Annotated in this window: 39 protein-coding genes; 3 read left to right on the top strand and 36 right to left on the bottom strand. The window is 37.7% G+C overall.

Annotated features, from left to right (window positions below):
- Positions 1 to 118: 118 nt before the first annotated feature.
- From HCCG_RS01270 to HCCG_RS01225, 11 genes are all read right to left on the bottom strand, one after another.
- Entirely contained in the window at positions 119 to 400 is a 282-nt protein-coding gene (locus tag HCCG_RS01270; RefSeq protein ID WP_002955549.1) for a hypothetical protein, read from the bottom strand.
- Entirely contained in the window at positions 378 to 905 is a 528-nt protein-coding gene (locus HCCG_RS01265) for a Panacea domain-containing protein (protein ID WP_002955548.1), read from the bottom strand. The genes HCCG_RS01270 and HCCG_RS01265 overlap by 23 nt, the downstream gene beginning before the upstream one ends.
- Positions 883 to 1008, bottom strand: coding sequence for a hypothetical protein (locus tag HCCG_RS12760; protein WP_002955547.1), 126 nt, complete (start codon positions 1006 to 1008; stop codon positions 883 to 885). The genes HCCG_RS01265 and HCCG_RS12760 overlap by 23 nt, the downstream gene beginning before the upstream one ends.
- Positions 1009 to 1062: 54 nt before the next feature.
- A complete protein-coding gene (locus HCCG_RS01260; protein WP_230197816.1) occupies positions 1063 to 1758 on the bottom strand; it encodes a PBECR3 domain-containing polyvalent protein in 696 nt (231 codons plus the stop codon).
- Between the two features lie 30 nt (positions 1759 to 1788).
- Positions 1789 to 1998 (bottom strand): hypothetical protein, encoded by a 210-nt coding sequence (locus tag HCCG_RS01255; RefSeq protein ID WP_230197815.1) that lies wholly within the window; start codon positions 1996 to 1998, stop codon positions 1789 to 1791.
- Positions 1999 to 2047: 49 nt separating this feature from the next.
- Positions 2048 to 2584, bottom strand: a complete 537-nt coding sequence (locus HCCG_RS01250; RefSeq protein WP_002955544.1) for a hypothetical protein — start codon at positions 2582 to 2584, stop codon at positions 2048 to 2050.
- 9 nt (positions 2585 to 2593) lie between these two features.
- Positions 2594 to 3235 carry a hypothetical protein gene (locus HCCG_RS01245; RefSeq protein ID WP_002955543.1) on the bottom strand — a complete coding sequence of 214 codons (642 nt, stop codon included), beginning with the start codon at positions 3233 to 3235 and terminating at the stop codon, positions 2594 to 2596.
- Between the two features lie 73 nt (positions 3236 to 3308).
- Positions 3309 to 4322 carry a hypothetical protein gene (locus HCCG_RS01240; RefSeq protein ID WP_002955542.1) on the bottom strand — a complete coding sequence of 338 codons (1014 nt, stop codon included), beginning with the start codon at positions 4320 to 4322 and terminating at the stop codon, positions 3309 to 3311.
- Positions 4273 to 4965 (bottom strand): hypothetical protein, encoded by a 693-nt coding sequence (locus HCCG_RS01235; protein WP_002955541.1) that lies wholly within the window; start codon positions 4963 to 4965, stop codon positions 4273 to 4275. The genes HCCG_RS01240 and HCCG_RS01235 overlap by 50 nt, the downstream gene beginning before the upstream one ends.
- Positions 4966 to 5331: 366 nt before the next feature.
- Positions 5332 to 6726: a portal protein gene (locus HCCG_RS01230; RefSeq protein ID WP_133247142.1), complete on the bottom strand. Its 1395-nt coding sequence runs from the start codon at positions 6724 to 6726 to the stop codon at positions 5332 to 5334.
- Entirely contained in the window at positions 6723 to 7076 is a 354-nt protein-coding gene (locus HCCG_RS01225; protein ID WP_015453777.1) for a portal protein, read from the bottom strand. The genes HCCG_RS01230 and HCCG_RS01225 overlap by 4 nt, the downstream gene beginning before the upstream one ends.
- A gap of 643 nt (positions 7077 to 7719) precedes the next feature.
- Here HCCG_RS01225 and HCCG_RS11625 point away from each other — a divergent pair.
- The gene (locus HCCG_RS11625) at positions 7720 to 7902 is read left to right on the top strand and encodes a hypothetical protein (RefSeq protein WP_081445310.1); all 183 of its coding nucleotides are present in this window, start codon (positions 7720 to 7722) and stop codon (positions 7900 to 7902) included.
- Positions 7903 to 8068: 166 nt separating this feature from the next.
- Here the strand turns inward: HCCG_RS11625 and HCCG_RS01220 are convergent, their stop codons facing one another.
- From HCCG_RS01220 to HCCG_RS01215, 3 genes are read right to left on the bottom strand one after another with little or no spacing between them, the layout of a single operon-like run.
- A complete protein-coding gene (locus HCCG_RS01220; RefSeq protein ID WP_002955538.1) occupies positions 8069 to 8572 on the bottom strand; it encodes a hypothetical protein in 504 nt (167 codons plus the stop codon).
- A gap of 7 nt (positions 8573 to 8579) precedes the next feature.
- Positions 8580 to 8738, bottom strand: a complete 159-nt coding sequence (locus HCCG_RS12115; RefSeq protein WP_002955537.1) for a hypothetical protein — start codon at positions 8736 to 8738, stop codon at positions 8580 to 8582.
- A complete protein-coding gene (locus tag HCCG_RS01215; RefSeq protein ID WP_002955536.1) occupies positions 8725 to 9942 on the bottom strand; it encodes a hypothetical protein in 1218 nt (405 codons plus the stop codon). The genes HCCG_RS12115 and HCCG_RS01215 overlap by 14 nt, the downstream gene beginning before the upstream one ends.
- A 401-nt stretch (positions 9943 to 10343) precedes the next feature.
- Here HCCG_RS01215 and HCCG_RS01210 point away from each other — a divergent pair, with 401 nt between their 5' ends.
- Complete coding sequence (locus HCCG_RS01210; RefSeq protein WP_230197814.1) at positions 10344 to 10610, top strand: hypothetical protein; 267 nt, start codon at positions 10344 to 10346, stop codon at positions 10608 to 10610.
- 2 nt (positions 10611 to 10612) lie between these two features.
- Here HCCG_RS01210 and HCCG_RS01205 read toward each other — a convergent pair whose 3' ends face one another.
- The 10 genes from HCCG_RS01205 to HCCG_RS01160 form a co-directional block, all read right to left on the bottom strand.
- Complete coding sequence (locus HCCG_RS01205; RefSeq protein ID WP_230197813.1) at positions 10613 to 11074, bottom strand: hypothetical protein; 462 nt, start codon at positions 11072 to 11074, stop codon at positions 10613 to 10615.
- Between the two features lie 56 nt (positions 11075 to 11130).
- The gene (locus HCCG_RS01200; RefSeq protein ID WP_015453776.1) at positions 11131 to 11337 is read right to left on the bottom strand and encodes a hypothetical protein; all 207 of its coding nucleotides are present in this window, start codon (positions 11335 to 11337) and stop codon (positions 11131 to 11133) included.
- 297 nt (positions 11338 to 11634) lie between these two features.
- On the bottom strand, positions 11635 to 11838 hold the full coding sequence (locus HCCG_RS01195; protein WP_002955530.1) for a helix-turn-helix domain-containing protein: 204 nt from the start codon (positions 11836 to 11838) through the stop codon (positions 11635 to 11637).
- Positions 11839 to 12244: 406 nt separating this feature from the next.
- Positions 12245 to 12679 (bottom strand): hypothetical protein, encoded by a 435-nt coding sequence (locus tag HCCG_RS01190; RefSeq protein WP_002955528.1) that lies wholly within the window; start codon positions 12677 to 12679, stop codon positions 12245 to 12247.
- A 39-nt stretch (positions 12680 to 12718) separates the two neighbouring features.
- Positions 12719 to 13063, bottom strand: coding sequence for a hypothetical protein (locus HCCG_RS01185; protein WP_002955527.1), 345 nt, complete (start codon positions 13061 to 13063; stop codon positions 12719 to 12721).
- Positions 13064 to 13208: 145 nt separating this feature from the next.
- The gene (locus tag HCCG_RS01180; RefSeq protein ID WP_002955526.1) at positions 13209 to 13403 is read right to left on the bottom strand and encodes a hypothetical protein; all 195 of its coding nucleotides are present in this window, start codon (positions 13401 to 13403) and stop codon (positions 13209 to 13211) included.
- Positions 13400 to 13768, bottom strand: a complete 369-nt coding sequence (locus HCCG_RS01175) for a hypothetical protein (protein ID WP_002955525.1) — start codon at positions 13766 to 13768, stop codon at positions 13400 to 13402. The genes HCCG_RS01180 and HCCG_RS01175 overlap by 4 nt, the downstream gene beginning before the upstream one ends.
- 16 nt (positions 13769 to 13784) lie before the next feature.
- On the bottom strand, positions 13785 to 13976 hold the full coding sequence (locus tag HCCG_RS01170) for a hypothetical protein (protein WP_002955524.1): 192 nt from the start codon (positions 13974 to 13976) through the stop codon (positions 13785 to 13787).
- Between the two features lie 243 nt (positions 13977 to 14219).
- On the bottom strand, positions 14220 to 14660 hold the full coding sequence (locus HCCG_RS01165) for a helix-turn-helix domain-containing protein (RefSeq protein WP_002955523.1): 441 nt from the start codon (positions 14658 to 14660) through the stop codon (positions 14220 to 14222).
- 260 nt (positions 14661 to 14920) lie between these two features.
- Positions 14921 to 15196, bottom strand: a complete 276-nt coding sequence (locus HCCG_RS01160) for a hypothetical protein (protein WP_230197812.1) — start codon at positions 15194 to 15196, stop codon at positions 14921 to 14923.
- Positions 15197 to 15229: 33 nt separating this feature from the next.
- On the opposite strand from HCCG_RS01160, the gene HCCG_RS12110 reads away from it, so the two are divergent.
- Positions 15230 to 15454 (top strand): hypothetical protein, encoded by a 225-nt coding sequence (locus HCCG_RS12110; protein WP_158409684.1) that lies wholly within the window; start codon positions 15230 to 15232, stop codon positions 15452 to 15454.
- On the opposite strand, the gene HCCG_RS01155 is transcribed toward HCCG_RS12110, so the two are convergent.
- The 12 genes from HCCG_RS01155 to HCCG_RS01110 all read right to left on the bottom strand — a co-directional run bounded on the left by HCCG_RS01155 (position 15417) and on the right by HCCG_RS01110 (position 26412).
- The gene (locus tag HCCG_RS01155) at positions 15417 to 15758 is read right to left on the bottom strand and encodes a hypothetical protein (RefSeq protein ID WP_002955522.1); all 342 of its coding nucleotides are present in this window, start codon (positions 15756 to 15758) and stop codon (positions 15417 to 15419) included. The two genes, HCCG_RS12110 and HCCG_RS01155, sit on opposite strands and share 38 nt — an antisense overlap.
- A 152-nt stretch (positions 15759 to 15910) precedes the next feature.
- On the bottom strand, positions 15911 to 16063 hold the full coding sequence (locus tag HCCG_RS12105) for a hypothetical protein (protein WP_002955521.1): 153 nt from the start codon (positions 16061 to 16063) through the stop codon (positions 15911 to 15913).
- Positions 16060 to 16191: a hypothetical protein gene (locus HCCG_RS12755; protein ID WP_267891738.1), complete on the bottom strand. Its 132-nt coding sequence runs from the start codon at positions 16189 to 16191 to the stop codon at positions 16060 to 16062. Before HCCG_RS12755 ends, HCCG_RS12105 begins: the two co-directional genes overlap by 4 nt.
- A 25-nt stretch (positions 16192 to 16216) precedes the next feature.
- Positions 16217 to 16378 (bottom strand): hypothetical protein, encoded by a 162-nt coding sequence (locus HCCG_RS12100; protein WP_002955519.1) that lies wholly within the window; start codon positions 16376 to 16378, stop codon positions 16217 to 16219.
- A 519-nt stretch (positions 16379 to 16897) separates the two neighbouring features.
- The gene (locus tag HCCG_RS01150) at positions 16898 to 18334 is read right to left on the bottom strand and encodes a TonB-dependent receptor (protein ID WP_002955518.1); all 1437 of its coding nucleotides are present in this window, start codon (positions 18332 to 18334) and stop codon (positions 16898 to 16900) included.
- On the bottom strand, positions 18331 to 19074 hold the full coding sequence (locus HCCG_RS12455; protein WP_034547872.1) for a TonB-dependent receptor plug domain-containing protein: 744 nt from the start codon (positions 19072 to 19074) through the stop codon (positions 18331 to 18333). Before HCCG_RS12455 ends, HCCG_RS01150 begins: the two co-directional genes overlap by 4 nt.
- 295 nt (positions 19075 to 19369) lie before the next feature.
- Positions 19370 to 20194, bottom strand: a complete 825-nt coding sequence (locus tag HCCG_RS01135) for a hypothetical protein (protein WP_002955517.1) — start codon at positions 20192 to 20194, stop codon at positions 19370 to 19372.
- Positions 20195 to 20266: 72 nt separating this feature from the next.
- Positions 20267 to 21454, bottom strand: a complete 1188-nt coding sequence (locus HCCG_RS01130) for a M20 metallopeptidase family protein (protein WP_002955516.1) — start codon at positions 21452 to 21454, stop codon at positions 20267 to 20269.
- Positions 21455 to 21487: 33 nt separating this feature from the next.
- Entirely contained in the window at positions 21488 to 22591 is a 1104-nt protein-coding gene (dxr, locus tag HCCG_RS01125; RefSeq protein ID WP_002955515.1) for a 1-deoxy-D-xylulose-5-phosphate reductoisomerase, read from the bottom strand.
- A 12-nt stretch (positions 22592 to 22603) separates the two neighbouring features.
- Positions 22604 to 23602 (bottom strand): phosphatidate cytidylyltransferase, encoded by a 999-nt coding sequence (locus tag HCCG_RS01120; RefSeq protein WP_015453769.1) that lies wholly within the window; start codon positions 23600 to 23602, stop codon positions 22604 to 22606.
- Between the two features lie 122 nt (positions 23603 to 23724).
- The gene (locus HCCG_RS01115; RefSeq protein WP_002955513.1) at positions 23725 to 25062 is read right to left on the bottom strand and encodes an outer membrane family protein; all 1338 of its coding nucleotides are present in this window, start codon (positions 25060 to 25062) and stop codon (positions 23725 to 23727) included.
- A gap of 447 nt (positions 25063 to 25509) precedes the next feature.
- Positions 25510 to 26412, bottom strand: a complete 903-nt coding sequence (locus HCCG_RS01110) for an aspartate carbamoyltransferase catalytic subunit (protein WP_002955511.1) — start codon at positions 26410 to 26412, stop codon at positions 25510 to 25512.
- Positions 26413 to 26424 lie beyond the last annotated feature (12 nt).

The raw sequence follows: 26424 nt of genomic DNA, 5'->3' as shown, positions 1-26424 counted from the left end.
TGAAACTTCTCTAAGCAATACATTCTAAAAGCCTTTTTTTGCTTGATATTGCTAAAATCTAGGGATTTTTTAAAAGGATTAAAAGGGGATTGATGTAGTCTAGGGATTAAGGATTAAATTATTTAAAAGGATTTTCTAAATTCATACGATTAAAATTTTTCTCAAACTCATTAATAAAAACTTTATTAAAATTGTCTCTATCAACATATTCGTAAATTTGCAAATCCCATTCTTGTATAGTCTTTTCTAATTGCTTTATATCTAACTCTTTTTGTTTAGTTAGAGGACTAAGCCTATCAAAAACCGCTTTATCTTTGAGTAATAAATTGTATTTATCATCGCTAAGCCTAAAGATTTCTTGCAAAATTTTTAAAAGCTCAACAATGCCTGTCAATGCCATAAAACTCCCTTTTTTCTTGTGCTTCTTGCTTTAATTTCTTGTCAAAGTAAGCCTTTATGCTCGTTTGTGTGATTTCATTATTTTTGCTTTCTACATAAACATTTAAATAAGGTTGCTCATCGTGCGTCATATTTCTAAGCTTACTTGCTGTATATTTCCCGTATTTGTTCCATACATTAAGTAATATATCCATATCATCATCATTTAGATTAAAATTTTCTTTTGTTAAATGCCAAATATCACCTAAATTTCTACAACCATTTTCGCCAATTTCTTTTTTAATTTCGTTGAACACTTCTTTAACAACGGGTCCGTGAGGCCACGCTTCTATTTTCTCATTAAATAAAGGCTTGTTATAATACAATAAGCTATAAGCTTGTGCGTAGTAGAGTAACTTTTGCACTTTTAAATTTGTTATTGTATCACCCTCCTCTTGTGCTTCGTCGTTTAAAAGTTGTTGTTGAAACAAAAAAACAAATGCCTTAGCTACCTCTATTGCTTTCATTTTCTGCTCCTTTGTTGATATGATATGTTTTTGTGCGATTTTCTGCTGCAACCTTTGCTTGAGATAAAAACAAAGAAGTCGCCACCGCTACACTTCCAAACATTATCAATCCTTTATGTTTTTTGCACTATTTTAGCACATTTTATCTAAAAAAGTCCTAACACTCCAGCTTATGCAGATTCTCTAAAATATATTTATGGGCGGATTGTAGCTTTTCTTGTGGGATATTCTCAAATCCGCTTAGTTTAGCAAAATGAGTAAAATCCTCTAAGCTATCAAACTTTATATCACCTTGATTAAAGATTTTGTTTGTGGTAGAATCTGCACTACCGCTTTTAACTTCTGCTTGGTTTCGGGCTAAGTCGTATCCCTTAGAGGAAGGCGTTTGTGAGGTCGGGGCGGTGTGTATAATCTCAATATCTTTAAAAGCCCCTGCATTTTTTAGCTTACCATTCTCTTTGTATAGTGTTTTTAGCTTTAGTTCGTTGTGTTTTGTGTTAATGGATTCTACTATCACATAATACCCATTTACTTGTTTTCCGCTGATTAAGAGCTTTTCGCCACTTAGCAAGGTTTTTACTCCGTGCATATCAGCATTATTAACATAAAGTCCGTGTTGTTTTAGGTCGGTAAAAATGATAGGCGGTTGCCCATTTTTTGCCAAAAGACTTTGCTCCACGTGTCTATTAAGTATGTGTTGTATTGCACTTCCACGCATTGTAATTTTAACATTTGACATATTTAAAGCTTTGGCAATTTCTGTGGAAGCATTATCAATCCATAATTTTACATCTCGTTCTATGGCTTGAGTTAATATCTCATCACTTAATTCTTCGCTCTTTGCTTGTCTCAATGGTTTGCTTTTATCTAACAAGTTACCAGATTATTCACTTTTATTCTTTTCTATCATCTCCCTTAACTTCTCCACCTGCTCTTTATTGACCTTGCCATTACCTATGGTGGTATAAATGAGTGTATCATCATTTATAGCTTTAAGGATAAATTCATCACTTGGCGGAGTTAAGGTATTATTTAACGCATAGCTTTTTGCCCTATGTTTTAGTTCATCAGTTAGAATTTGCGGATTTGACACATAGTTTTGTATATCTTTTGCGACATTCTCATTGATATAAGCCTCTCCATTAGGATTGCTTGGGTTTTTTGGATTTGGGCTTGTAGCCTTTGGGATTATTGAGCATATCAAGTGTAATAGCTCTTGGATATTTCAGCTCTTGGACTGCTTTTTTAAGATGATGAAGCAAGGCATCTTTATCGCCAATGTAAGGCACTCTAAAAAATAATGCCTTAAAAAGCCTGTTTGTCATAAACACCTGCATTCTGCCTTCCAGCGTAGTGCTTAAAGCTCCATTACCTGCCCCACTTTTAAAGCCTTTAGCTCCGCTTAGCTTTTGCATAAACTCATAAGTTTGAGCGAGTTCTTTAAAGATATTTAGGGCATTTTGAGCTTTTGGGTGCAGGGGCAGAGATTCTAACTGCTCTATATCTTTTAGGGCTTTGCTTAAGTCTATAAAGGTAAAGCCGTCCTTTTCTTTAATATGTCGCTCTAGGCTCCTAAAAATAAGCAAGGTTTGCGTATGCTCTTGCATTCTAGGGTCAAATTTGGCAAAGATTGTATTTTCTAGCCCCACTATTGAATCTTGCCATTGTTTATCTAGCACAGCTTTTTTTCACTCATCTACACTCCGCATTGAATTAATCGTGCTTTTGCTTGGCTGGTTCATAAAGATAGCTTTTGTGAGTTTATCATTGAGCCTTTGTTTTATATCAGTATAAGCGATGTTAGCTTTTCTAAACTCTTCTAGCACAGCTCTTGCAGATGCATCAAGCTCCCCTTTAGCTATACCACTTTCAATAGTGTTATGAATCTGCGTATCAATGGCGTTTTTAAGCTCACTAGCATTATCTTGGAATCTAAATTTTTTTAAGGCATTTGGGTTATCGTTATAGTTTCTAATAATGGCATTTATATCTTTTCTTTTTTCTAGGGCTTCTTTAATGGTAATATTTCGCCCTTGCAAGTTTTGCACTTCTTGGATTAAGGCTCTACTTATTTCAGCATTTGCCCCAAACTCTCTAATGGCATAATCTGCTACATTTTTAAAAGGTGTAAGCAAGTCAATAGGCTTGTCTTTAAGGGTAGATTCTAGTTTGCTCACACTTTGTGCGTATTGTGTTTTGACATTGTGTTCGCTCAATTCCACAGCCCTTTGAAAGACTTTAGGCAGACTTGGATTTGCTTCATCTTTGAGTATTTCTTTAGCGATTAAGTTTTCATAGCTTTGAGATAGGGCTTTAAAGTCTTTTGCCATTTTCTCACTTGCTTCGCTTAAGATTCTAGCCTCTACATCATCAAGCTGGTTTGCAAGGCTATCAGCTAAGTCTTTATTTCTTAACGCCGTGCTTAGTAGCTCTTGGTGTTTTTTGTGCTAGTAAGCTAGGCTCATTGCTTTTTTTAAAGGCTTTTGGAGCATAAGCAGAGACTTTATTTAAGATTTTTTCCGTCAAACTTTCATTTTGAAAGTCTTTTTTTATTAGCTCATCACTTTGTGATTCTTGGAAGCTTTTCAAAATACGCGGGATTTCATCTTTTTTAGCTTGTTTGCTTAAAGCCCTATCAATCGCACCCATATTTTGTCCGCTTAGAGCGAGTTTAGCTTGATTTGTGGCTTCTTTTAATAATCCCAAGCCTTTATCTGTTTTTACCATTCCACCTTTGATTGCCTTATAAGTGGTGGAGATACCTTTAAAGACTAAATCCCCCGCGATATTTAGTCCTGCTTCTTGTGAGCCGTGTATAAGGGCTTGAGCTATATCAAAGTCTTTACTTAGCTTTGCATCTACAAGCAGTGAATCTAATGCACCACCAAAAAATGCCCCTCCCGCTCCATATAGCACCATATTGCCAAATCTAGCTTTAGCACTTGCTCCCTTGTTTGCTCCATACATCGCTCCTGCTATACCTAGCCCAAAAGAGCCTTTATTATCATTCAGCACACCTAAAAGCTCTTGGTTAAAGTTCTGCTCTACCTTATACGCCCTTTCATCTTTTATAAAATATAGCCCATTTTTATTATAAGCCACCGCTTCAAAGCCCAAAAACTCCGCTACACTCTCAAAATTCTTTATCTTTTCTTGTTGCTTTTCGCTTAAAGATTCCGCATTTGAAAGCAGTCCAAAAAACTGCTCATCTTTTAGCACATTTTCTAAGCTTTTTGAGAGTTTGACATAGTCATTTGTCTGCTCCCTTGCCCTTTGTATATCCATAAACATTTTTTGTTTTTCTTTGCTATCTTTAAAAAGAGAGCTAAAAAAGCCTAAATCATTATCAATTATCGCCATTTGTTCTTTATTTAAAATCACTTCTTTTTTTATTTTGGGCTTGTTTGATTGTTTCATAGAGTTTAAAGGCTTCTATTTCATCTTGCAAACCTTTTTCGGCTTGGCTTAAGTGGAGATTGTTTTTTAATCCTAGCTCTTTGGCGGCTTCTTTGCTAGGTCGTGTCAAATCACTCACCAAATCATCAGCGGCTTCAAAAAAGTTTTTTTGTGCGCTTTGCCCTAAGTTAAGATATTCTTGTATCTCTTTAAAATGCGGGATATTCTCTACATCTTTTCCTGTCCTTTTTGCATAGAGTGCTAATTCCTTTGTGTCTTTAATCAGCTCTTTTATCTCATCACTCTCATAGCCAAAGGTGCTTATTACACCTTGAATATTTTTGCTTACATCGTTTAAAAAGCCCTTGTTTGTGTATTTATCCTTAAACTCACTTTCCTTTTTGTTTAAATCCCATTCTGCTCTATGTCCGTATAAGCCTTTATTTGTGGCATTGTCTAAATCAAACTCTACTTTTAGATTTTGTTTAATATAGTCGTATTGTTGCTCTTTTGGGAGATTAAGCGAATCTATCTGCTCCCATTGTATATTTGTAGGATTCTTACGCAAAAAATCAATGCTTTGAGATTTAAACTCACTCTCTCCTAAGTTTTTGCGTTGATTTTGGTTACTTTGCTCTAGTTTGTCAAAGTTAAAAATTGCCATTTTATTTCAGTCCTTTTTGGATTCTTTTGCTTTGTGTTATAGTATGTTTTTAAGAGAGAAATTTAAAGGGTTAAAAATGGATTTAAACTTTATTTAGAATCTGCTTTGTCAATGGTAAGAGAAAGGATATTAGTCTGCCAAGAATGCGATAAAATATAACAAACACAAAATGTAAGTATATGTAGAAAATGGTATAATAATTTGCCCCAATTTATTTGGGGCAATACCACTTAAAAGGCGTTCCTATGAAGCGACATAGCAAACGCTTACTTGTATTATACATTAATTTTAGGCTTTTTAGGTTTAAAATTAAGTTTAAATACAAGCCTTAAGCGTAAGGGGGATTTCCCCCGCCTTTCAAAGTGGCTAACGCATATCCTTCACACTAATTTGCATAGTTTTCTTTGCCATTTTTTGAGCATCACTTTGTGTAGTGGAATTTTGTGGATTATTTGCTTCTTGCTTCATTTGTTCTTGCATTTGCCCCATCACTTCGCTTTGAGATTCTAGCTTTTGGCTTTCTTTTTGGAGTTTTTCTATTTGTGCTTGAAGTTTTGCCATTTCTGGCTCTTGCATTTTTTGACTTATGGGCTGATTTACTTTGTTTGCTTCTTCTTGTGCTTTATCGGCATTTGCTAGGACTTCCTCCATATCCTCTATGATTTGAGAATCTGTATCTTTTAGCATTAAAGGCAAAAGTGAAGTAACAATGTCTGGTCGTATGCTTGAGATAGTTTTGAAAATTTCACTCCAATGAGCAAATCGCTCCTCTCTCCCTTGCTGTTTGGGCTGAGATTTAAAGTCTAAATCAAAATGCCCTATCTCTATTTTATTACTCTCATCAGTATTAATGCTAAAATACCTATCTACTTTCTTTTTATCCGTCATCTTAAACATCTGCGGTTTAGTGAAGTAGTGCTGAATGAAACTTAGCACCTTTTCATATAAAAGCCTATCGGCATTATCCGCAGAATTGACATAATATTGCAGTCCCAAAAGTCCCGTTTCTCGCCTTTGAGCGATAGCTATGCCACTTTGTCTATTTGTCGCCATAGCTAAGGCTTCATCGTTTAAGCCACTTAGGATTTTAGCCATATTTTTCTTTTGCTCACTCTTTTGAGAGAGGGCGGTAATATCTGCGTGGTGTTGCACAAATTGTATTTTATTCTCTTGTAATGCCCCGCTTCTTACACCCACTACGGCATTATCTTGGCTCACTCCCTCTACAAATTCATCTATGTCTTCTACGGCATCAAGCTCATATAATGCCTTAATCGTGCCTAGCATATTCCCCATTTTAATTTCAGCAAAATTAATATAATCCTGTATAGGCTTAATATCTCTAAATAATCCATACCAATTATGCTTTTCATCTATGTTATACCTCGCTATAATAAAAGGGCGTGTGTTATTCTTAAAGGGGCGTTTTTCATATTTGTAGATTCCACCGATGGTATGCCACAAATAGCGATTCCAGCTAAATTTTTCTTCCACTTCTTCATCATATTCCCTTATCCAAGTTTCTATTATATCTACGCGATTATCTATGGTAGTGCTGCCATTTTGAAAAATATCTACATTTTCTCCCAAAAGTAGCCTTGCTTCTAAATAGCTGAGATTCTGCTTTTTATGGAAACGATTAGAATCTAGGGCATTTTTATCCACACTATAAGTATCCACTAAAAAGCTTTCATTATTTAAAGCCTTTAAAGAGATGTGAAAATCGCCTTGTTTGTCTTTATTGACCCAAAGTTCTATCACGCTTTGCCCCATAAGCAAGTCAAAATCTCTTTTTCATAGTCTTTTTGTGAGTTAAACACACGCAGTAAATCATTTAAAAGATTAGCCAAAGGCTTATCTTGCTCTTGTCTGCCGCTGACTTTTATCTCTTGCAAACTTTGAATCTTATAGCCCAAAATCTTATCGCATATCATTTTATAGATATTTTCATAAATGGGTATTTGCCCTCGCCTTGCTAGTTTTTCTAGCTCTTGGGCGGCGAGTTGATGTCCGTGATAGTAAGCCTTGGCTTCTTTATACTCTTTTAGGGCTTTATCATTTGCTAGAGAATCGTTAGTAAGCATTGTGTTGAGTTCATATAATGTTAGCATTTTCGCGTGTCTCCTTTTGTTGTGTTGGCGTTGGCTTTGCGGCTAAAATAGGCGATTACTTCGCTTTGTGTTTGCTCACTACCGCTTTAGGTAGCTTCTCGCACAAAGCTCGTAAAACACCGATTTTATCTCGCAAATTCTGCCGCCCTTTGTGTTTCTAGCTTTGGGATACTCAAAGCTCCACCGCACTCGTGCGAAGCACTAGTCCAAACTTGCAAAAGCTTAGAATCTGCTTGTGTTTCCATTGTGTGTTTTTTTGTCATTTTGAACGAAGTGAAAAATCTATGTAGATACTTCGCTACGGCTTGAGTAATGACAAAAAAGGAGGGGCTTAAAACAAGTATTAAACACAAAAACAAAGGGATTTTAAAGGGTTAAAAGTGAAAAAGCATTGACTTTATAACGATATTATGTTATAATCACGCCGATTGAATCTTAGATTCAATCGGTAGGCGGTAGGGACAACTTTTTAGGAGTCTAAGATGTTAAATTTTAGATTTAAAAAGGTTGTGAGGGTGCTAAGGCTCAAAATATCTTTTCGCCTAAAGACAAAAAGCCTTTAGCATTCTTAACAATTTAACCACCGCCTTTAATGGCGGTGGTTAAATTGTATTATATCTTTTTTAAGAATCGGAGTCAAACTATGTCAAACATTTTATGTCCGCATTGTCAAAAGCCCATAAATCCCGCTTCACTACTTAAAACACAGGATAAAGAGACCAAAGAATGTATCGTGTGTAGCAAAAGCTTCACAGGGAGTAAAAAGAGTAAGTTTTGCTCAAATGCGTGTAGATGTAAAGCCTACCAACGCAAAAAAAACTCATAAAAGGATAAAAAATGCTAAAAGTCATTGTAAGTATTGCCATTTTTGCCCTTGCGTGTTTTTTGGCAATGTGGCTTATAGAGAGAAAAAAGAAGCGATCCCTTAAATATTAAAATTCCACCCACCTAATCACATAGAATCTTAAAGCTTCTCTGCATAAACTCTTTAGCTAAAAAGTCTTTGCATTGTAGCATAATTGTAGCATATAGGTATAAAGCACCTTTTGTGTGATGTCTTTGTAGCTTATAGGTTGGTAGTTGTATTTTCTATAAACGCCCTGTATTGCATTGTCAATCTCCCATTCTCGTGGATACCAATAAGTGTTTGAAGAATCTGTATCTCCGTGTTCTGTTATTTCTTTTCCTATAAGTGAAATGGGATAATATTGTTTTGAAAAAATCCCATAAGGCCATAAAATATGTGGTTGTCTGCCCCAATAATCAACATACTTATAAATAAGTCGTGGTCTTAATATAAATTTATCTTGCTCTTGCTCTGTATAATCACTCACTTCTAGCATTTCCCCTTGAGCTATAAAATACTGATGCACGACAGATTCTAAAAACCCCGCTTCTATTGCCTTTCCTACCCAATCGCCTATCTTGTTATCATCTATGGCTTTTAAGGCTAAGAGATACTCCCAATATTTATCTAAGCTAAGGCTCTCTAGCATTTTTCTTTCACTTTGCTTCCATTCTGCCTTGCTCTATCCATTCTTCCATATCGCCTAATTCTTGCCTTTCCTCATAAAAAAAGTTTCTTATACAATCCTCATATACAGCAATAGGGTCGCTAGGAGTTTGCTCAATACTCGGCTCATTTACATCAATATTTGGCACATCTACCTTTTTTGCTTACCTTTATCCATTTGCGTTCATCAACACTGCGTGAGTAAAACTCCCCCTTAAATCGCAGGGTTTGATTATATGTTCTCACTTGATTGATAAAGTCCTTAGATTCTACATAGTCACAGTAGGTGCGATAGTTGGCATTATACACCGCTTGTATCCACTCCCCTGAATAATACTCCTCATTGCTTCCTGTAAATTGAGCCAAGTGAGAGTATACCTCTATAAGCCTTTGATTATGCTGTTTTAGGAAGTTTAGCTTATATTCCATATCATTATCTAGCTCTTTTATTTTTTCTAGTGGGAATAGGGCGAGTTTATCCATGTAGCCATCATTTCCAGCTAGGTTATAATGAGCTCTCCCCTGTGTGCGTTCATCAATGTTATCTAAGGTTTTATTCTGTGTTTTGTGCAAAGGGGCGAAGTTATGTGTAGGATTATAAGCTTGTGTGGGTTTAAAGCTCTCACTCCCAGCAGTCTCTGCCTGATAGCTTTGTCCATTTGCAAAAATCTCATATCCACCATAAAGCAGTGAATCTTTTCCTGCTTGTAGCTTTTTATGGCCCATATAGTAGTTTGAATAACTTGCATAGGAATTGGCTACTTTGTGAGATATGACTTCATATTGCAAAGATTGCAAGGCTGCATCATCGCCTAGCTTTTTGATATAAAGTAGCATACTCATCACCGCCGCTACTAGCCCTATATATGCCGCTGCGGCAGTGCTTACACCGATAGCCTGCATAAAAGGAATACAGCTTAAAGCAATGCCTAGCAAATACCCCGCAACAATCCCCGCTATCACAGCAGGGTCTATTAAATCTATGGCATAGTGCGTTTCACTCCTAGCTTTGAGTTCAGCTAAAATATCCGTATAGTGTTTTAAGCCCAGCTTTGTGATCTGCACATAGTTTTCAGGCAAAAGGGCAAAAGCCACATCATCATAAAACACCACCCTTGAGCTACTCCCATAGCCATCTACAAGCTTTATGGTGTTTCTTAAAGATTCTCTATCTTGTTTTAAAAGTGTCCTTTCCTTATCAGTCAAAGGACGGGCAAAAGTCTCATCATATAAAGGCACTTGCAGTTTGTATTTTTCAATTACCTTTTTGGCGTTGTTAAATAGCTCTATTCGGTATTGATTGCGTTTTTTATAATACTTTGAGCCGTTGAAATAGTCAAAAAATCCCGCCATCTTGTGCCTTTATATTGTTTTCATTGCCGTGAAGTTTTGCCAAAACTTCACTTAAGAGTGCTTTTGTCATTGCGAGATTTTGCAAAGCAAAATCGTGGCAATCTATGCACTCATCAACTCGTTTTTATTCGTTATCATTGTGGTATAGTTTAATAAAAGCATAAAGATTCTAAAAGGGTTAAATGTGTATTGAGCAAATATTTATATAAATAAAAATATAATAACGCTAATTGAATCCTTTATGGGATTCAGTCGGTAGGCGTAGGGAATCACTTTGAAAGGCTTAAAATGAAAGGTTTTAAGTTTAAAAAAGTGGTTGTGAAGCTCAAAGCTTGGAGTGTGTCCATTACTTTCAAGCTTGAGTTTCAATAATCACCATTCCTCTTGCATAATGCAAGGGGTTGTGTGATTATATCCTTTTACAAAATGGAAGTCAAATGCAAGAAAATAAGCCCTTTTACACCACTTTAAGCTTTGAGCTAGATTTAGATGAGTTTAAGTCCCTCTACAAACAAGCAGGATTTAAAAACAAAAATGAATTAGCAAAGTTTTTAGACTTAAGCCACACTACTATAAATATGTGGGGAAGTGTAACCCCCTTTCCACGCTACATAAAGCCCCTTCTAGTCTGTATGATACAAGCCCAAGAGAATCTCAAAAGCTTCTAGTTTTAGCCCTTTTGTGTGTTGATATTTAGATGTTGATAAGGTTGCCATTTAACTTGTGAATTATTAAGTGATGGGCCTTGCACATTGTGCAAGAAATTATCTTTATGGTTTTGTGCGGTATAAGCATCGTTTATTTGTTGAGATATATCTCTGCTTTGTCCCATTCTCTTTGCCATAGGGTCGTTTTTGTCATTATAGGCTTGATAAGTTTGCGGAGTAGATTCTGTATTTGGCGTTTTTGGACTTTGTGTTTGGGGCGTGGGGTTAGATTCTGCGTTTTCTTGTGGCTTGTTGTTTTGAGTGAGAGATTTAAGCTTATCCCACCCAGCTTTTGCTCCCATAGCCAAGCCTCCCACTGCCATTTCTGCCAAGCTATAGTATTTTGTGTTGCTTTTATAGCCACTTGCTGCACGATGAGCTACCAAGTCTTTATCCATTTGCTCTTGGACTTGTTTATCACTCATTCCGCTATCTTTGTAGGCTAACATACGCGTAAATGAATTTTGCTGAAAGCTGTTATCTATGGCTTGTTGCTAGCTATGTCGTTTTTCTCTCTTTCAATGGCATTTCTCTCACTCTCACGCAAAGTTTCATTGATTGCATTAAGCGTGTTTGTATTGTTTTGCATTGCAGCTTTATGTGTCTCCATTACAAGCGAAGCAGCGTTATTTGTGTTTGCTAGAGCTTGTTGTATGCTGTGGTTGTAGGCTTCTAGTATATTTGCCATTTTTGCTCCTTTTTTACCTAGCGTTGTCTTTTTGGCTAGAAACGGCGATTGTTCGCTCACAAACTTTGGCACTTACGCTTAGTAAGCTTCTTGCTTGTTCGCTCCAAAACGCCGTTTCTATCTCAAAAATACTTCCGCTATTTGTGCGTTACAAAATTGAATACGCAAACTCTAAATCTTGTTTGTGTGATATTGCCGATTTTGTTTGATGTTCTTAGAGAATTAAACACAAAAAGCAAGGATTATAAAAGGGTTAATTTTAAAAATTTTGAAACAAGAAGCAGGATAAGGCTCATCTCACTTATATTTCTCTAGTATCTCTAACAAGGAATCTAGCTTTTTGCTTTTCTCATAGTGAAACAAAAAGCACTCCACCCATAAAGGCACACCTTTTTGCTTCCAATTTGCCACAGAGTTATAGTTCATACCCACCATTTTGGCAAAATCATCTCTACTTAAGCTCAACGCCTTAAGTTGTAAAGAAAAATCATCATAGCTCATTCTTACCCCTTATAATTAACTTTTTATGTATTTTAGTATAAAAAATATAATAAATGATTAAAAATACTATTGACTTTTTTAAATTATTAGTGTAAAATATGGCGTATTTAAGGGAGCGACTGCCTTTTGGTATAAAGAAAGGGGGTTGTTGTATGGTGGAAGTAATTATATTACTCTTGCTTCTTATCCTACTTACAAAAAGCCTAAAAGACTTTAAGCAAGCAAAACTATTTCTAAACAAACGCATTTTAGTAAAACCCCGCTAGTTTTGCCCTTAAACACAAAAATTTATACCACTCGTGCGAAGCACTAGTCCATACTTGCAAAAAGGGCGGGGCTTTTGGCTTTAAGTGTTACTTTTTAACCCACTTGCCTATCGCAGAATCTTAAAGCCTTTGTATGCACTCTAAGCCACTTCCGCTTCAAGTCGCTCTAGCTCATCTATCAATGCTCTTATTTCAGGCATTGCATAGATTTCTACATAGCGGTTTCGCTCATTCTCAAAGCTGTCTTTATAGCCATTTACAGAATCAAAAAAACAAACGAGCATAACTTTAAACTCATCTAATGTATAGCTCATTCCCTTGCCTTGCAAATCTGTATAAATCTCGTTGATATTTTCAATCTTAGATACCCACCTAGCCATAGTGATATTCAATCCTGCTTCACTTTCAAAATTTTGACTTGCAGGTATATCATCTAATCGCGTGAGATTAAGTGGATCTAAAATCCACTCTCTAAACCACCCATAAACAATTTGTCCTTGTTCTGCTATTCCTACTATTACTTCATCGCTTAATAAAGTCTCAAAATACTCTTTAAATCTCAAAAACTCACTCACTAACGCATTTTGCTTTATCTCCTCTATTCGTGCGAGTTTCTACTCTTGGGTTTGTGGCTCTTGTGGAGCTTCCACTTCAGGCGGTTCAGGTATCACAGGGGCAATTTGTGGGATAAAGCTTAAACTCACACTGCCATTAAAAAGTGTGTTGATAATATTAGCTCCACCGACAAAGACTATTTTTAGCACCTCTCCAGCTCCTAGATTTAGGGCAAAGCTTTTAGTATCTCCGCTTCCACCTCGTGGAAAAGCCCTATTTGTATAAGTCCAATCATACACATCTCTACTACACCATTTTACCCCGCTTTTTTTAAGGATTAAAAAGCTGCCAATAATGTTTATAATGTCGCTTTTGGCTTTAATCTCAGTAATGTTTTTAATCATTAAGAATCCTTTCTGTATTCATAAACAAGCAAATTGTTTCTACTCACAAACTCCAAATACTCATTGATTACACTAATCAAATAAGCATTCTTGCTTAATTTCTGCTTTCTTGCATTTCTGTTTATACGCCTTATATTTGACTCTCTTAGTAGGAATTTTTTTTTGTTTTTTTTGGTTTAATTTTACGCTCCGCATTATCAAATCCTTTCTCTTTTCCAAACACTGCCCTTTCAACAACTATACTTCTACTGACACCTAGAATCTCTGCAATCTCATCTATGCTTTGCAACAAGGCTGTTTCTAAAAAAAAGCTTGAAGTGTGGATTTTTGCGTTTTTCATTTTGTATCCCCTTGCAGAATCCAGCTAAGCCCTAATTCTTTTAATCGTTGCTTTGTGAAGCAGTCTTTTAACAATTCCTCTTCCTCAAACCTTGTGCCTTTAAAGTTTTTTATCCTTGAAGTTGTGTATAAAAACTCAGCTTGTTTTTTTACACAATCAAGCAATATGGAGAAAAACTCGCCCACATAAATTCTTGCCTTAGCATTGCGATTGAGACTTAGCACAAAAGATTCTAATAACCCTGTATCTTGTGGATTCTCATCACTTAGTCGTTTGAGAAAAAAATTCACTTGATTAACAGCGTAATCTGTGAGTTTTATTCTCTCATCACTCTTGATTTCTGCAATAAATTGCTCTTTTACCATTGCTTACCTCCTTTGCTTACTGCCCCAATCTTTCAAGGGGATTGTGCGTGGATTGTAGTTTATGGGCGTAGTTTTTGCCCCACACATTTTTAGAGCGTGGCTTGTTAAAGCTTTCATAACGCATTAATGCTTCTTGTGCTTTTAGTAAGCCACTCCAACCACGATTAATGCAAGTTTCAACGCAAAGCACAATATCTGCATTTTGCATTTTAAGCGTCTCAAAGTCTTTGATTATGCTATTTATCGTGCTTTTTGCTAAAAAGCCTTTTTCCTTGCGATAAGCAATAAAGTCTTTATAAGCTTGTAGCTCTTGCTCTGTGTAGGATTCTAAACTTAGGCTTTCTTTGAAGTTTGTGCGTTATGCTTTTAGTATCTTTGAAAGACTTAAAGCTTTGAGTGATTTTCAAAAACAAAGCAGTTGGCTTTTGTGTCTTATTAGAGTTGTTTTTGATTAAATTATTATATTACTTAAGTCGCTAGAATATCCGTATGCGGATAAATGTTTAAACGGATAAGACTCCACATTTTCCGTATTTGTAGCTTCTTGTTCTACCAAATCTAGTCTTTCAACTTTCTCACTCACATATTGAAAATCTACAACTTCTAGTGTATTAAAAGTATAAACACTCTCTTGGGTGAGTTTGCCTTTTTCATCTCTTACTTGAGAGTAGGCTAAAAGACTAGCATTGACAAGCTCATTTCTAAACTTTCTCACACTCGCTTCACTCACATTTAAAAGCTTGGCAAAATGCTTAATGTTGATGTTCCAATCATCACTGAAGCTTTGGGCTAGGGCATAAAACATTCTAGCCCCCATACTTAAACTTTTATCACGGAGAATATCGCTAGAAAGTATTGTGAAGTTATTCAGTTGTTGGTTTTTTTGAATCATTTTGTTACTCCTTTTTGTGTTTTATTTTTTAAGATTCAGCTTTTACAAATTTGCGTTTCGTGCTTCGGCACTACCGCTTAGGTAGCTTCTCGCACGGAAACGCAAACTCCCCAAAAAGCACCTTAAAGACAACGCATTTCTCATACCTCTACTACCTCCAAATCTCTATAATTCTGCTCACTTTCATACATACTAAACTTACCTAGCTCACTATTGAAATTTACTCTTTCTTTATAGTGTTTGCCTGTTTGCTTGTTTTTTTAAATGACAATTCGTGAATCCTCACTAAACTCTCTCACGCTTTCATTTTTAGGTTTATCGTGTTCTATGCGGATTGTGATACTTGATTCGTGTCCGCCCTTTTTGCTCCCCATAGGATTATCTCTATCGCCTTTACTCGTTTGCACGATGAGAAAGACTAAAATCCCTAAGCTATGGTATAATCTAGTAAGAGTTGAAAATTTAAGGCTTTCTTCCTCTTCCATATTCCTACCATTTGGGCTAACTAATCGCATTTGGGAATCTATTAAAAACACTCTCACACCTTGCTTGTAAAGCGTTTTGATATTTTGAGCCACTTGATAAATCTCATAGCCATCATCAATGATGATGAGATTTTCTCTTTTGAGTATATGGGGAATTCAAAGCTAAAAAAACATACTTTATTGGTTTTTGCCATAAATTCTAGCGTCTGCAAACCTAAAGTTGTTTTACCTGCTTCTGGGTCGCCACTGGTTAAAACAAGCTGGGCAGATTCTATCCCCCCCCATCAAAGACAGAATCTAAAAAGTTAATGCCTGTTTTATACTTTGGCATTTTGGGCAATGTATCATAATAATCTTGCCATTCCTGCATATTCTTATGAGAGCAAAAATTCACATTAGGGATAAGTGCGTTCATATCAAGCAGAGCATTATTCTCACTTGCTTCAAGGAGCTTTAGTCCTGCTTCTTTTTGCTTTTGCTTTAAAAAGCTTTCATAAAAGCTTTGCGTTAGTCGCACCACATTGGCATTTGGGATATGAGAGAGAATATCTAAGAAATAATCTTGCTCCTGCTCTTTTTTACTTAGCTTACCTACAAAAGCGTTTTTACTCACGCTTTAAGATTCTAAAAGCTCTATTAGAATCTCAAGCGTTCTTTATCCTTTTTGTGTAAAGCACTCTTTAGGGATTTGGGCTAAAAACTCATCAATTTGTTGTGGATAGGCTAGAAATGAAGCCATAATCTCTTTTTCTAATTCAATCATTGCTAAACTTCTATGATAATATCTTGCCTATTATCACATTCACTACATATACAAGACACAGCCTTTTGGCTATTGAGTTTTATTTGTATATTAATCTCTATACAATCCACTTCATTGATATAGCCACATTCCTTACAAACATACCAAAAACTCATAGGCTATCCTTTTGTGTAGAATGTGTTTTTAGTGTGAAGTTATCTAAAAATGACGCTCTTTTTTTGTTTTGTGGAATGTATTTGACATAATGTTGAAAAGTTGTTTGCAGTGATTTATGTCCTAGCATTGAGCTAACCCACAAAGGCTATTCACTATTTACTAACTAAATCTTTTGCACTTAGCAGTGTTTTTGCCATATTTTCTTTTGTATCTTTGAGTTTGGTGCTGAATCTCACTCTGCCGATTTCTGTTAGAGTAGCATCTATATAGATGATACCATTCCTTTTGTAGAGGTTTGTGTGTTTGACTTCCATTTGTTCTCCTTTAAAGATAGCCCCACATCAATGGCTTGAAGTGGCGTGATTTATCATTGCAAAATGCGTTCTTTAAAGAAGTGTGTAAGGTTTGTAAATGAAATGGATTTTGTGATACGGAGTAGTGATATGAAAGGGGATTTTCAGGGAGTAGAATAAGGGTGTAAGGTCAAAAAATCAAAAATTTTATAGATTTTGACACAAAATTTGACACACCTATTGGGATTCTTACCCCCAAAATGTCAAAAAATAACCTAAAAAGCCCTAAAATAGAAAGGTTTTAATTATTGATGAATATTTTCTTTCGCAGAATCTAGATTCTGCGTTGTCTCTTGCGGGCTTTTGCGGGAGTCTGCAGTGTCGGCTCGGTCATTTTGCAAGTATGGATTTGTTGCTTCGCAACTGCATGCGTTTGAGCTACTCCCTTCGCCTCCACTTTGACAACCAGAAAAATCATCGCAAGATACTTCCGCAGTCGGCGTTGCGGAATTTTAGTAGAATCTAGTTTCTACTAAAGCCTTAAAATGTATATCGTCCCTCAATAAACGCACTCCGCCCCTGCCCGATAAGGAAAGCATATCCGGCGATTTGGTCTTTAGAATCGTGGTTATAGTAGCTATAATAGAAAGTATCAAAGACATTTCTTACCCCAGCACTCAAAGAGAGATCGCCAAACTTTGCATTTAGCCCGATGTCTGTAAGGCTATAAGGCTTTATCTTTTCTTGCGTAATGTCATAGCTTGTGCCAAAAAATGTATTTTGGCTCCAAAGGCTAAAGATTCTGCCAAGGGCTAAATTTGCACCGATTGTGCCTTTATAGTTGCTCACATAGGGGATTTTGAGATTTGCACTTGCCCCATTGTTTTGTAAGATTCTTGCATCTATATAGGTGAAGCTTTCACTCAAACTTAAGCCCCCACCAAAGAGATATTGTTCAGCGAATAGCTCTAAGCCTGCACGCTGGGTTTTGTCATAGTTACCATAAGTTACACCGCCGATAGAGTGGGCGTTGCCCTGCGTGTAAAATTCATTATGCGTTAATGTGTAGAACGCACTTGCACTAAGCATTATAGAATCTCCTAAAAAGTCTTTTAACCCAAGCTCAAAAGTATCATAAGTCTCTTGCTTAAGGTTTGTGGCAGTGTAGGAAGCCTTGCTTCCGCTCCCATTGCGTCTAAGCATAGAATTTGGGCTAGGGGAGAAGTAGCCTTTCTCATACTTAGCATACATATTTCCAGAATCTGAATAGCGATAGCTTGGCGTTAGCTCTAGGGCGTAGTTATGAAGTGAGTCTGTAAGTGAGCCACGATTTGTTGATGGTGACATACCATTGCCGTTGTTGTCTCTTGTCATATCATTAAAATAGCTCACATCTATATCATAATATGCGTATTCATATCTCGCCCCGCCTGTGAGCGAGAAGCTTTTGCTAAAGTCGTATTTTTCCAAGGCATAAAGGGCATTGCTCCATTTTGTGCCAACAAATGGCACAAGGATTCTATGTTTGTAGCTTCCCCCCATTGCATTAATCATTTGATCCATTGTGCGTTTGCCGCGATTCCAAATAGATTCTACTCCTAGGATAAAAAGTCCATTTGTGTGTTTGAGATCGTATTTTGCGGTGATTCCAGCTTTTTGATCATCAAAGAGAGAGCCACTTTGATCTGCTGAAGCATAAGACGCTTGATTACCCATAGCCCTAAATGAACTTAGCCTTGTAAGAGAATCTACATAGTTTATGTGATTAAGATGATAGAAAGCTTTTATATCAAGCTTTGAGTTTTCGCTTAACTCGCCCTTGTAGCCAAGGCTCACATCAAGGCGTTGCTGTGTGTTATGCAAACTGCCATTGCCGGGCGTTTTTCTATCATCTTTGCTTGGGTTTTTAATATCCATAAAGGAATTATTCGGGCTTGTGCGGATAATGCCATTAAAATAATCCACATCAAAGCTCACACTATGCTCCCCCCCCCCCCTGTAATATCATATATGAGTCCCATATTTGCTTGGGCGCCACTTGTTTTATCTCCACTTCTAGGTCCGCCACGATTGATATAAGCTGCTCCTAGTGAAATATAAGTCCTATCTCCAAGTTTTGTGCCAAACTTCGCATCGGCATTGTAGCTATGTCCAGTTGAAGCTATTGTGTTGCCATAGCTTAACCCCGCTGTGAAAAATGGCTCTTCATACCGCCTTTGCGTGATGATATTGACTACTCCGCCGCGTGTGCCATTCCCATACATCACCGCCCCGCCACCGGGCAGAATCTCAATAGATTCTATACTTGAAGGGGATAGGGTATTAAGCGGAGTAACGCCGTGGCTAGAATCTAGCATATTGGAGTAGATTCCATTTATCAGCACCTGCACGGAGGTGTTAGCACGATTGCCCTGTCCGCGTAAGTCAAGGTTACTTCCTAGCCCAACATTGCTTAGCCCCACAAAAGGCGTGTAGCGGAAAATATCTTCAGTTGAGCGATAGCCTTTGTCTGTGATACTCTCTTTATCTATCTCATACACATTGCGGTTTAGCTCATCAAGCTTGGAATTCATCATCGTGGCTTTGACTATGGAAGTATCAAGCTTAACTTTTTTATGAGCTTCTTTTTGGGCTTCATTTTGAGAATTAAAATCATCACTAAAAGCATATTGTGCCAAAGAAGACAATGCGGCAAAAAACAAGAGATACTTTTTCATCATATTTCCTTTGTATTGTGGTATATAAATCTTTTTTTAGATTTATGGAGTGGAAGTATAATATTCTAAATTTAAAGTTAAATAAAAAATATAAGAATTATTTTTATTTTATAAACAAAATAAACAAAAGAGTAAGGCAAGAGAAGTGTGGGTAAAAATGAAACAAAAAACACCTTAGAATCTTTGCTTTTATTGTTTTATTGCGATAAAGTAAGCCTAAACCACCTTAGATTCTAGCTTTTTAATGCCCTAGTTGTGCTAGATTGCTTTGTGTCATTCAATTTACAACGCTCTTTCACCACTTTTTGCCACAAGTTTGCACACCTTTATCGGCATTGCTTAAAATACCTACAAAATAAGTGTGAAGTAAAGTTCTATACTCCCACTTTACACCAAAACGCATTGTCTTAATATCCCGCATACTGCTTATATTTGGCGAATGTGATGAGACATAAAGCGTATAAGAAATGCTAAAGCTTCCAAATAAAAGCCTTTGCAACACGCTAGATTCTGTTTTCAGCTCACTTTCGCTGCCTGTAAATTCCCAGCTATATAGCGTTGGATTGCCTCTAGGTGGGTATGTTGGCTTATTTGGGTCAAGATAGCTTAAAAACTCCTTCTCTGTTATCGTTTTTGGACTAAACTTCAAGCGTCCTAAGTAAAAGGCTTCTTTTTCATCTTTATCTAATCTCTCAAACTGCGTGGAGTAAAAGAGATGTTTTAGCTTAAAAATTTGGCTGTATTTTTGCGGAGAATCTTGCAAGGGGAAATCCATTTGCCCTTTTGCAATGTCGCAAAGCTCCTTATACCGCTCATAGCCACTATGCCACTGCACCCTTAGCATAGAATCTAGGCTAAAAAGCCCAAGTGCTAAAGCACATTCTAATACCAAACAATAGGCGATTGTTTCGCTTTTAGCCCATAGCTTTGTGCCAAAGATTCTAATATGCAGGGGTATTTGGCTTCTTTGTGCTAAATGAGTAGAATCTAAACACTTTTGCCCAGCCTTGAAACAATGCTTATTGAGTTTAGAAATAAGAAAATAGAGTATCAAAAGCACAAGTAAGGGCAAAATCACATAGAGTAAAGCAACGCCCCCAAGGATAACAAGCAATATCATCTCTGCAATTACTCCCTACACAGCCTATTAAACTTACTAGAATCTAGCATAGCACCAAAGCCCACACAAAGCCTATTTGCCAAAGCTCAAAATGAGATTTATCCATATTTGTGCGCCAACAAGAATGGCTTTATCCTCCACATAGTAGGGGTTTGAATGCAGATAGTTACAAATACCCTTTTTCGCATTCCCACTGCCTAGGAAATACATCGCCCCCTTTTTATCCCTGCACGCTTCTATCATATAGCTAAAGTCCTCACTCGCACTCATCGGCTCACAGGATTGATAAAGCATATTATGGTTTTTTAGCACTTTTTGGGCGGATTCTACAAGGCGTTGCACACACACAGCGTGATTAAAAATCGCTGGATAGCCATCATAGCTAAACTGCGTCTTAAAGCCTCTTAATGCACTCTGCTTTTCTATCTCCCTAAACGCATTTTTTAAAATCTCATCAGTTTCCTTATCCATAGCACGAATTGTGCCTTTAAGCAAGGCAGATTCTGCAATGCCATTGGGGATAGAGCCACCTTGAAACACGCCACAAGAAAACACCGCTGGAGCAAATGGGCTTGTCTTTTTAGCGATGATATGCTCCATATCCATTAGGATTCTAGCCCCTTCATAAATCGCATCTAAGCCCTTGTGTGGTGTGGAGCTATGAGCGGCTCTGCCTTGAATGCTAAGATTCCAAATCGTGCCAAAAGAACTCATAATGCCATTATTAATTTTCACACTGCCATATTCTAGCGAGGCGTCATTATGCAGGGCATACACTTCATTAACCCCCTCCATACAGCCAAGTTCCACCATTTTATTAGCCCCGGGGATATGGGCTTTTTCCTCTGCCATTTGAAAGATAAAGCGGACATTGCAGGAGAGCTTTTTTTTATATTGAATGATAAAACACGCACTCAAAAGGGCGATTGCCATATGTAAGTCGTGTCCGCAGTTATGTGCCAAGCCTTTATGTGTGGAAGTATGCTCGTTGTTGGTTAGATCATTCATCTCTAGGGCGTCCATATCCGCACGGATAGCAATGCGTGGGAGTTTAGAATCTATATCCAAATCCGCTAAAAAACCCGTGTAACCTTCAAATGTAGTGATTTTAAATCCCGCCTTTTTTAGCACATTTTGACAAAACGCACTTGTTTTATACTCTGCCCCAGAGCTTTCTGGGATTTTATGCAGACTATGGCGGAAGGATTCGCCAAGCTCTTTCATAGCTAAAAGTTTAGAATCTATTATAAAATCTTGCATAATACTCCTTTATTTTGCTGTATTGTGGCGTTGCTATGTATTTTTATTTATCCATTCCTGTGATTTTACTCTCACTTTAGAATCTAAAGCACTAATAGATTCTATATCCGTTAGGCTTGTGAAGTCAAAACCTGCAAAGTCATTCATAAGCTTTAATACTAGCTCACTTATTTTGCCAAAATTGATTTTGTTTTGTAGAAAGGCACTCACCGCCACTTCATTACTTGCATTTAAAACAACGCCTTTTTGTGGTGTGCTTAGAATCTCACTCTTTAACGCCCAAAGCGGATACCTTTTCTCACAAATGGGTTTAAACTCTAAATGCAATGATAGTGGGTCAAGCTCTGGGACAAAGGGCGTGAGCGGGGCGAGAGTAGAATCTAGGGCATAGGCAATGGGGAGCTTCATATCAGGGTGGCTTAAGTGCATTGTAAGGCTGCCATCTTTAAAGCCTACAAGGGCGTGGGCTGTGGAGCTAGATTCTATAAAGGCATCAATATCGTTTGTGTCAAAAAGCCACCTTGCTTCTAAAATCTCAAAAAGTTTATTTGCCATTGTGGCGGAATCTATGGTGATTTTATGCCCCATTTGCCAATTTGGGTGTTTGAGTGCGTCCGCTATGGAAGCTGTGGGGATAGATTCAAGCGGATAATCGCGGAATGCCCCACCACTTGCAGTGATATAAAGCTTTGCAATAGGGCGAGTGTGAGAGAGATACCACAGGCTAAAATGTTCGCTATCAATGGGCGTGAGATTGGCATTCCTAAAAAGCCAGCCTGCATTGACAAGACTTTCTTTGTTTGCAAGGGCGAGTTTCTTGCCACATTCTAACGCTTTTAGACTTGGTTTTAATCCTGCAAAGCCCACTAAGGCATTCACAACAAGGGGGGATTTTGAATGCTCTATAAGCTCTAAGATTCCACTCTCCCCAAAAAATAGCCTATAATCCCCAGCGATGAGCTTGTGAGAATCCGCCTTATCAGCAATGCAAACATTTTTTGGTTTAAAAATGTCAATTTGCTTATTTAAAAGATTGATGTTTTTCCCAGCACAGAGCGATTCTACTTCATAGTTAAAAGTCTGTGCGACTTCAAGTGTGTTTGTGCCTATGCTACCTGTGCTGCCAAGGAGTATCATAAGATTCTTTTTTTACAACACTATCGCCATTTCTCTATAACCGGGCAGAAAATACAGCAAAAAGTGCATTACCACCGCACCAAAAAGCACCGCATCAAGTCTATCAAGCACACCGCCGTGTCCGGGGAGCAGTGAGCCACTATCCTTTACCCCCGCTTCGCGTTTGAGATAGCTTTCAAACAAATCGCCAAAGACGGAAGCGATTGAGACAACAAAAGTAATCATCATAGAGTATAAAAAGCTCCCACAAGTGCCAATCCCCACAATTGAGCCAAATATCACGCCACACACCACACCACAAATCACGCCTTCTATGGTTTTTTTAGGCGAAGTTTCACAAAAGGGCGTTTTGCCAAAGGCTTTACCGCCAAAATACGCACCTGTATCAGTAAATGCCACGATGACAATAAGCCACACAATCACCCAGATTCCAGCTCCCCCAGCGTCTTTATATAGGGCATAAATACTCAAAAATGGAATGATAGGATAGATAAAAGGTAGCATTGTTTTAGGCGAGATTTTTTTAGAATAGGCTAAAAATGACGCATACATCACAAGCACGATAAAAGCCGATTCTACAACGCGTTCATTGATATAGGCTAATACCCAAATAAAAAAGGTAAAAATATAATAATGCGGGGCAGATTCTAGCTTGTATAAGCTCAAAGATTCTTGCACACCTACAAGGCACAACACTCCAAGCACCACACAAGTAAGCAGTGGAGAATCTATAATCAGCACAAGGGCTAAGATTCCAATAAGGATAAAGGCGGTAATAAATCGTGCCTTATCCGCTAGGAATCTCATTTTGAGCTTATCTTGCAGAGTGTGGGAATGCTCTGTTTCTGTATCTGTATTATGGGCTAAATCCTGCTCCACATTTTTTGGTCTTTGTTTTGATTTTTGCTTCACTTTTTTTGAATCTTGCTTTATCTCAAGGGCAGAATCTTGCTTTGTAGATTCTATTTGTGTAGATTCTACGCTATTTTCTTGTGTGGTATGTTCTTTCATTTGTGTCCTTTTTTGTGTTTGTGGGGGTGCATTGTAGCATAAAGTTTGTGAGTTTTTAAGAAGTTGTGGAGAAATTAAGACATCAAGGGGCAGTTAGCCCTTAGACTAACTGCAAAAATATTTTAAAAAGTATGGCGGATATAGAAGAATGCGTGGCTTCTATCATCTGTGCGTTTTTTTGTATCTGATTTGCCTCCACCATCTTCGCTCTGTTTCGCATCACCCCATACGATTGATTTGTATCCCGCTTTTGTGGTATCGCTAAACCACTCTAGCTTACCACCAATGGCAATGTCTTCTCTAATTCGATAGTTAAGAAGCAAGGCTACGCTTTGCTCCGCACTTCTTGGGCTGTTTGTCCCACGCCCGATAAACTTCCAATCAAAGCTACCATAGTTCGCCCCAAGGTATCCAAAGCCTGTTATGGCATTTCTACCTATAATATCATTTAACGCATTGCCTATATCATACGCTCCAGCTGTCCAAATATCTATACCGATAGGATTCCCCCAACGCCCGATAAGCTCATTAGCATTGCCAAAGTTTTGATAATAGCCCACACCAAAGAAGAGCTTATCTACATCAAAGCGTTGATCAATATAAAGTGTGTAGGAGTATTTGCCGATTTCGCCCCAATCTCTATTTGGCGAGCCTTGAGTGAAAGCTATCCTATCATCAGCAATCGGTGCAAGGAAGCGGATTTTTGTCGTAGCGTTGAATCCTTGTCCTTCAAAGCTTGGATTTGACTGAAAGGTTACATTTGCACCCGGTGCAGTATAAATGCCCGGTGTAAAGTAAGAGAACGCACCGATAGTCAGTCCGCCAAAGTTCAAATCAAGCCCGGCTGCATAGGTGTTTCGCGTAGCAATGCTGTCATTATATTTTCCGTGAACGCGGTAGAAATCATTAAACCATTGATCATACGCAAATGCACGGCGGTTTGAGAGAAAGCCCCATACTTTTAATGCACTGATATTAAGGGCAGCTTCTGCACCTTGATTGTAACCGCTAAACCACTCGCCAACCTTACCAGATTCATAACGACCAGCTTTGACATAGAATGTGTTATTATCATATTCTACAAAGGCATTTTGAAACATGTAGTTTTGAATCTTGCCATTGTTATTATTTCTATCCCAAGAAACGCCATAATACGCGTTACGCACCGCACTAAAAGGCTGATTTGGATCTTTTCCATCTGTGGAGTCAAAAGCCAAGCCACCGATAGCCCCGCCAAATCCAGCCTTGAATCCTGCACCTAAGTCAAGATTGAGATTAAGCTGTGAAAAGATTGTCGTAAAGCTTTCAGTAGGAGCTGCACCACTTTGTTGGTTAAGCTTTTGATTGTTAAAACCCCATTTTGTGAAGCTTTCCGCCGAGCCGCTTACCTTGTAGTCAAAGGCACTTGCACTTGTCGCTACAAGCCCTAAAACCACGCTTGAGTATAGAATCTTTTTCATTTTTTTTCCTTATTTTGTTTGTGGGTGTTGTGCTAGATTTAACACAAAGTAAATGTATTTTTTACAATACAAGGGCGACATTGTAAAAAATAAAAACTTAATCAAAAATTAATTAATTCTCTTTTAATCATAAGTGCGGAGATAAGATGTAGCCGAAAATAACACAAAAATTAAGACTGATAAAATGCTTAAAGTAAAATCTAGGAATGTGATATAATGTGGCTTAGAGGTTGCCTAAGAGAGTCGCAACCTCTCTTAGCGTAACCTACTTTTACAAAGGAGGTTGCAATGGATAAGATTTACCAGAAAATCTTGGCTACCATTATACTACTATGCGTAATAGTAGTCAAGTGTAGCTAAGATTTAGCCATAACGCGACTTGTTCAAGGGGTCGCGTTAGTCTTATCCTACTCTCTACTTGATTTATATCAGTTTTTTCTAATGCTCTCAAGCACAGCAAAATTCTAGCACCGCCATTCTTACACATACCCCATTTGTTACCTGCTCTAGCACCTTGCAACGAGAATCTTTCAGCAATTCATCATCAATATCAATATTCCTATGCACAGGTCCGGGGTGCAAAACTATGGCATTTGTATCACCTAGAATCTCCAAAGTCAAGCAATATTGTGAGGCGTAGTCTTTGAGTGAGCCATAGATTTGCTTATCGTGGCGTTCTGTTTGTGTGCGTAAGCTCATAAAGACATTAACCTCTTTGGCTATCTCACGGAGATTATGTGTGGTGCGTAAGGTGGTAGGTGGGAGAAAATGCGGTGGGGCTACTAAAATCACTTCCATACCAAAGCGTGAAAGCAATTCAATATTGCTATTTGCCACACGCGAGTTTTTTATATCACCGATAATGGCGATTTTTTTGCCCTTAAGATTATGCAAATCATTGTCAAAATGCTCTTTTAAAGTCAGCAAATCAAGCAGAGCTTGAGTAGGGTGAGCGTGTGCGCCATCGCCACCATTGATGATAGGGCAGCTCACTTGGGATTTGAGATAGTATCCTGCTCCAGCGTTTTTATGGCGGATAATAATGGCATTTGGCTTCATTGCATTTAAGTTTGCTGCGGTATCTGACATACTCTCCCCCTTAGCCGTGGAGCTTTTGCTTACATCAAGGCGGATAACATCAGCCCCCAAGCGTTTAGCGGCAATCTCAAAGCTAGAAAGTGTGCGTGTGGAGTTTTCAAAAAAAATGGTAATAATGGTTTTGTTTTTGAGAATCTCCCTGTGTTGCATATCTTTATACACTTGGGCTTTATTTAAGATAGATTCAATTTGTGATAGGCTAAGGTCGCTTGTGCGGAGTAGGTGCTTTGGGGCTAGGGTGGGCGTTTGCATACAAATCCTTTT

The organism is Helicobacter cinaedi CCUG 18818 = ATCC BAA-847 (assembly GCF_000155475.1).
Classification (GTDB): domain Bacteria; phylum Campylobacterota; class Campylobacteria; order Campylobacterales; family Helicobacteraceae; genus Helicobacter_C; species Helicobacter_C cinaedi.
This window is presented reverse-complemented; position numbering and strand designations above follow the sequence as displayed.

Bases quoted from the DNA above. Each gene is read 5' to 3' on its own strand.
- HCCG_RS01270 (WP_002955549.1), bottom strand. From the start codon at position 400: ATGGCATTGACAGGCATTGTTGAGCTTTTAAAAATTTTGCAAGAAATC.
- HCCG_RS01265 (WP_002955548.1), bottom strand. From the start codon at position 905: ATGAAAGCAATAGAGGTAGCTAAGGCATTTGTTTTTTTGTTTCAACAA.
- HCCG_RS12760 (WP_002955547.1), bottom strand. From the start codon at position 1,008: ATGTTTGGAAGTGTAGCGGTGGCGACTTCTTTGTTTTTATCTCAAGCA.
- HCCG_RS01245 (WP_002955543.1), bottom strand. From the start codon at position 3,235: ATGGCAAAAGACTTTAAAGCCCTATCTCAAAGCTATGAAAACTTAATC.
- HCCG_RS01240 (WP_002955542.1), bottom strand. From the start codon at position 4,322: ATGAAACAATCAAACAAGCCCAAAATAAAAAAAGAAGTGATTTTAAAT.
- HCCG_RS01235 (WP_002955541.1), bottom strand. From the start codon at position 4,965: ATGGCAATTTTTAACTTTGACAAACTAGAGCAAAGTAACCAAAATCAA.
- HCCG_RS01225 (WP_015453777.1), bottom strand. From the start codon at position 7,076: ATGCTAACATTATATGAACTCAACACAATGCTTACTAACGATTCTCTA.
- HCCG_RS11625 (WP_081445310.1), top strand. From the start codon at position 7,720: ATGTCAAACATTTTATGTCCGCATTGTCAAAAGCCCATAAATCCCGCT.
- HCCG_RS01220 (WP_002955538.1), bottom strand. From the start codon at position 8,572: ATGCTAGAGAGCCTTAGCTTAGATAAATATTGGGAGTATCTCTTAGCC.
- HCCG_RS01215 (WP_002955536.1), bottom strand. From the start codon at position 9,942: ATGGCGGGATTTTTTGACTATTTCAACGGCTCAAAGTATTATAAAAAA.
- HCCG_RS01205 (WP_230197813.1), bottom strand. From the start codon at position 11,074: ATGAGTGATAAACAAGTCCAAGAGCAAATGGATAAAGACTTGGTAGCT.
- HCCG_RS01200 (WP_015453776.1), bottom strand. From the start codon at position 11,337: ATGGCAAATATACTAGAAGCCTACAACCACAGCATACAACAAGCTCTA.
- HCCG_RS01195 (WP_002955530.1), bottom strand. From the start codon at position 11,838: ATGAGCTATGATGATTTTTCTTTACAACTTAAGGCGTTGAGCTTAAGT.
- HCCG_RS01185 (WP_002955527.1), bottom strand. From the start codon at position 13,063: ATGATTAAAAACATTACTGAGATTAAAGCCAAAAGCGACATTATAAAC.
- HCCG_RS01180 (WP_002955526.1), bottom strand. From the start codon at position 13,403: ATGAAAAACGCAAAAATCCACACTTCAAGCTTTTTTTTAGAAACAGCC.
- HCCG_RS01175 (WP_002955525.1), bottom strand. From the start codon at position 13,768: ATGGTAAAAGAGCAATTTATTGCAGAAATCAAGAGTGATGAGAGAATA.
- HCCG_RS01170 (WP_002955524.1), bottom strand. From the start codon at position 13,976: ATGCAAAATGCAGATATTGTGCTTTGCGTTGAAACTTGCATTAATCGT.
- HCCG_RS01165 (WP_002955523.1), bottom strand. From the start codon at position 14,660: ATGATTCAAAAAAACCAACAACTGAATAACTTCACAATACTTTCTAGC.
- HCCG_RS12105 (WP_002955521.1), bottom strand. From the start codon at position 16,063: ATGAGTTTTTGGTATGTTTGTAAGGAATGTGGCTATATCAATGAAGTG.
- HCCG_RS12755 (WP_267891738.1), bottom strand. From the start codon at position 16,191: ATGCTAGGACATAAATCACTGCAAACAACTTTTCAACATTATGTCAAA.
- HCCG_RS12100 (WP_002955519.1), bottom strand. From the start codon at position 16,378: ATGGAAGTCAAACACACAAACCTCTACAAAAGGAATGGTATCATCTAT.
- HCCG_RS12455 (WP_034547872.1), bottom strand. From the start codon at position 19,074: ATGAAAAAGTATCTCTTGTTTTTTGCCGCATTGTCTTCTTTGGCACAA.
- HCCG_RS01135 (WP_002955517.1), bottom strand. From the start codon at position 20,194: ATGATATTGCTTGTTATCCTTGGGGGCGTTGCTTTACTCTATGTGATT.
- HCCG_RS01130 (WP_002955516.1), bottom strand. From the start codon at position 21,454: ATGCAAGATTTTATAATAGATTCTAAACTTTTAGCTATGAAAGAGCTT.
- dxr (WP_002955515.1), bottom strand. From the start codon at position 22,591: ATGATACTCCTTGGCAGCACAGGTAGCATAGGCACAAACACACTTGAA.
- HCCG_RS01120 (WP_015453769.1), bottom strand. From the start codon at position 23,602: ATGAAAGAACATACCACACAAGAAAATAGCGTAGAATCTACACAAATA.
- HCCG_RS01115 (WP_002955513.1), bottom strand. From the start codon at position 25,062: ATGAAAAAGATTCTATACTCAAGCGTGGTTTTAGGGCTTGTAGCGACA.
- HCCG_RS01110 (WP_002955511.1), bottom strand. From the start codon at position 26,412: ATGCAAACGCCCACCCTAGCCCCAAAGCACCTACTCCGCACAAGCGAC.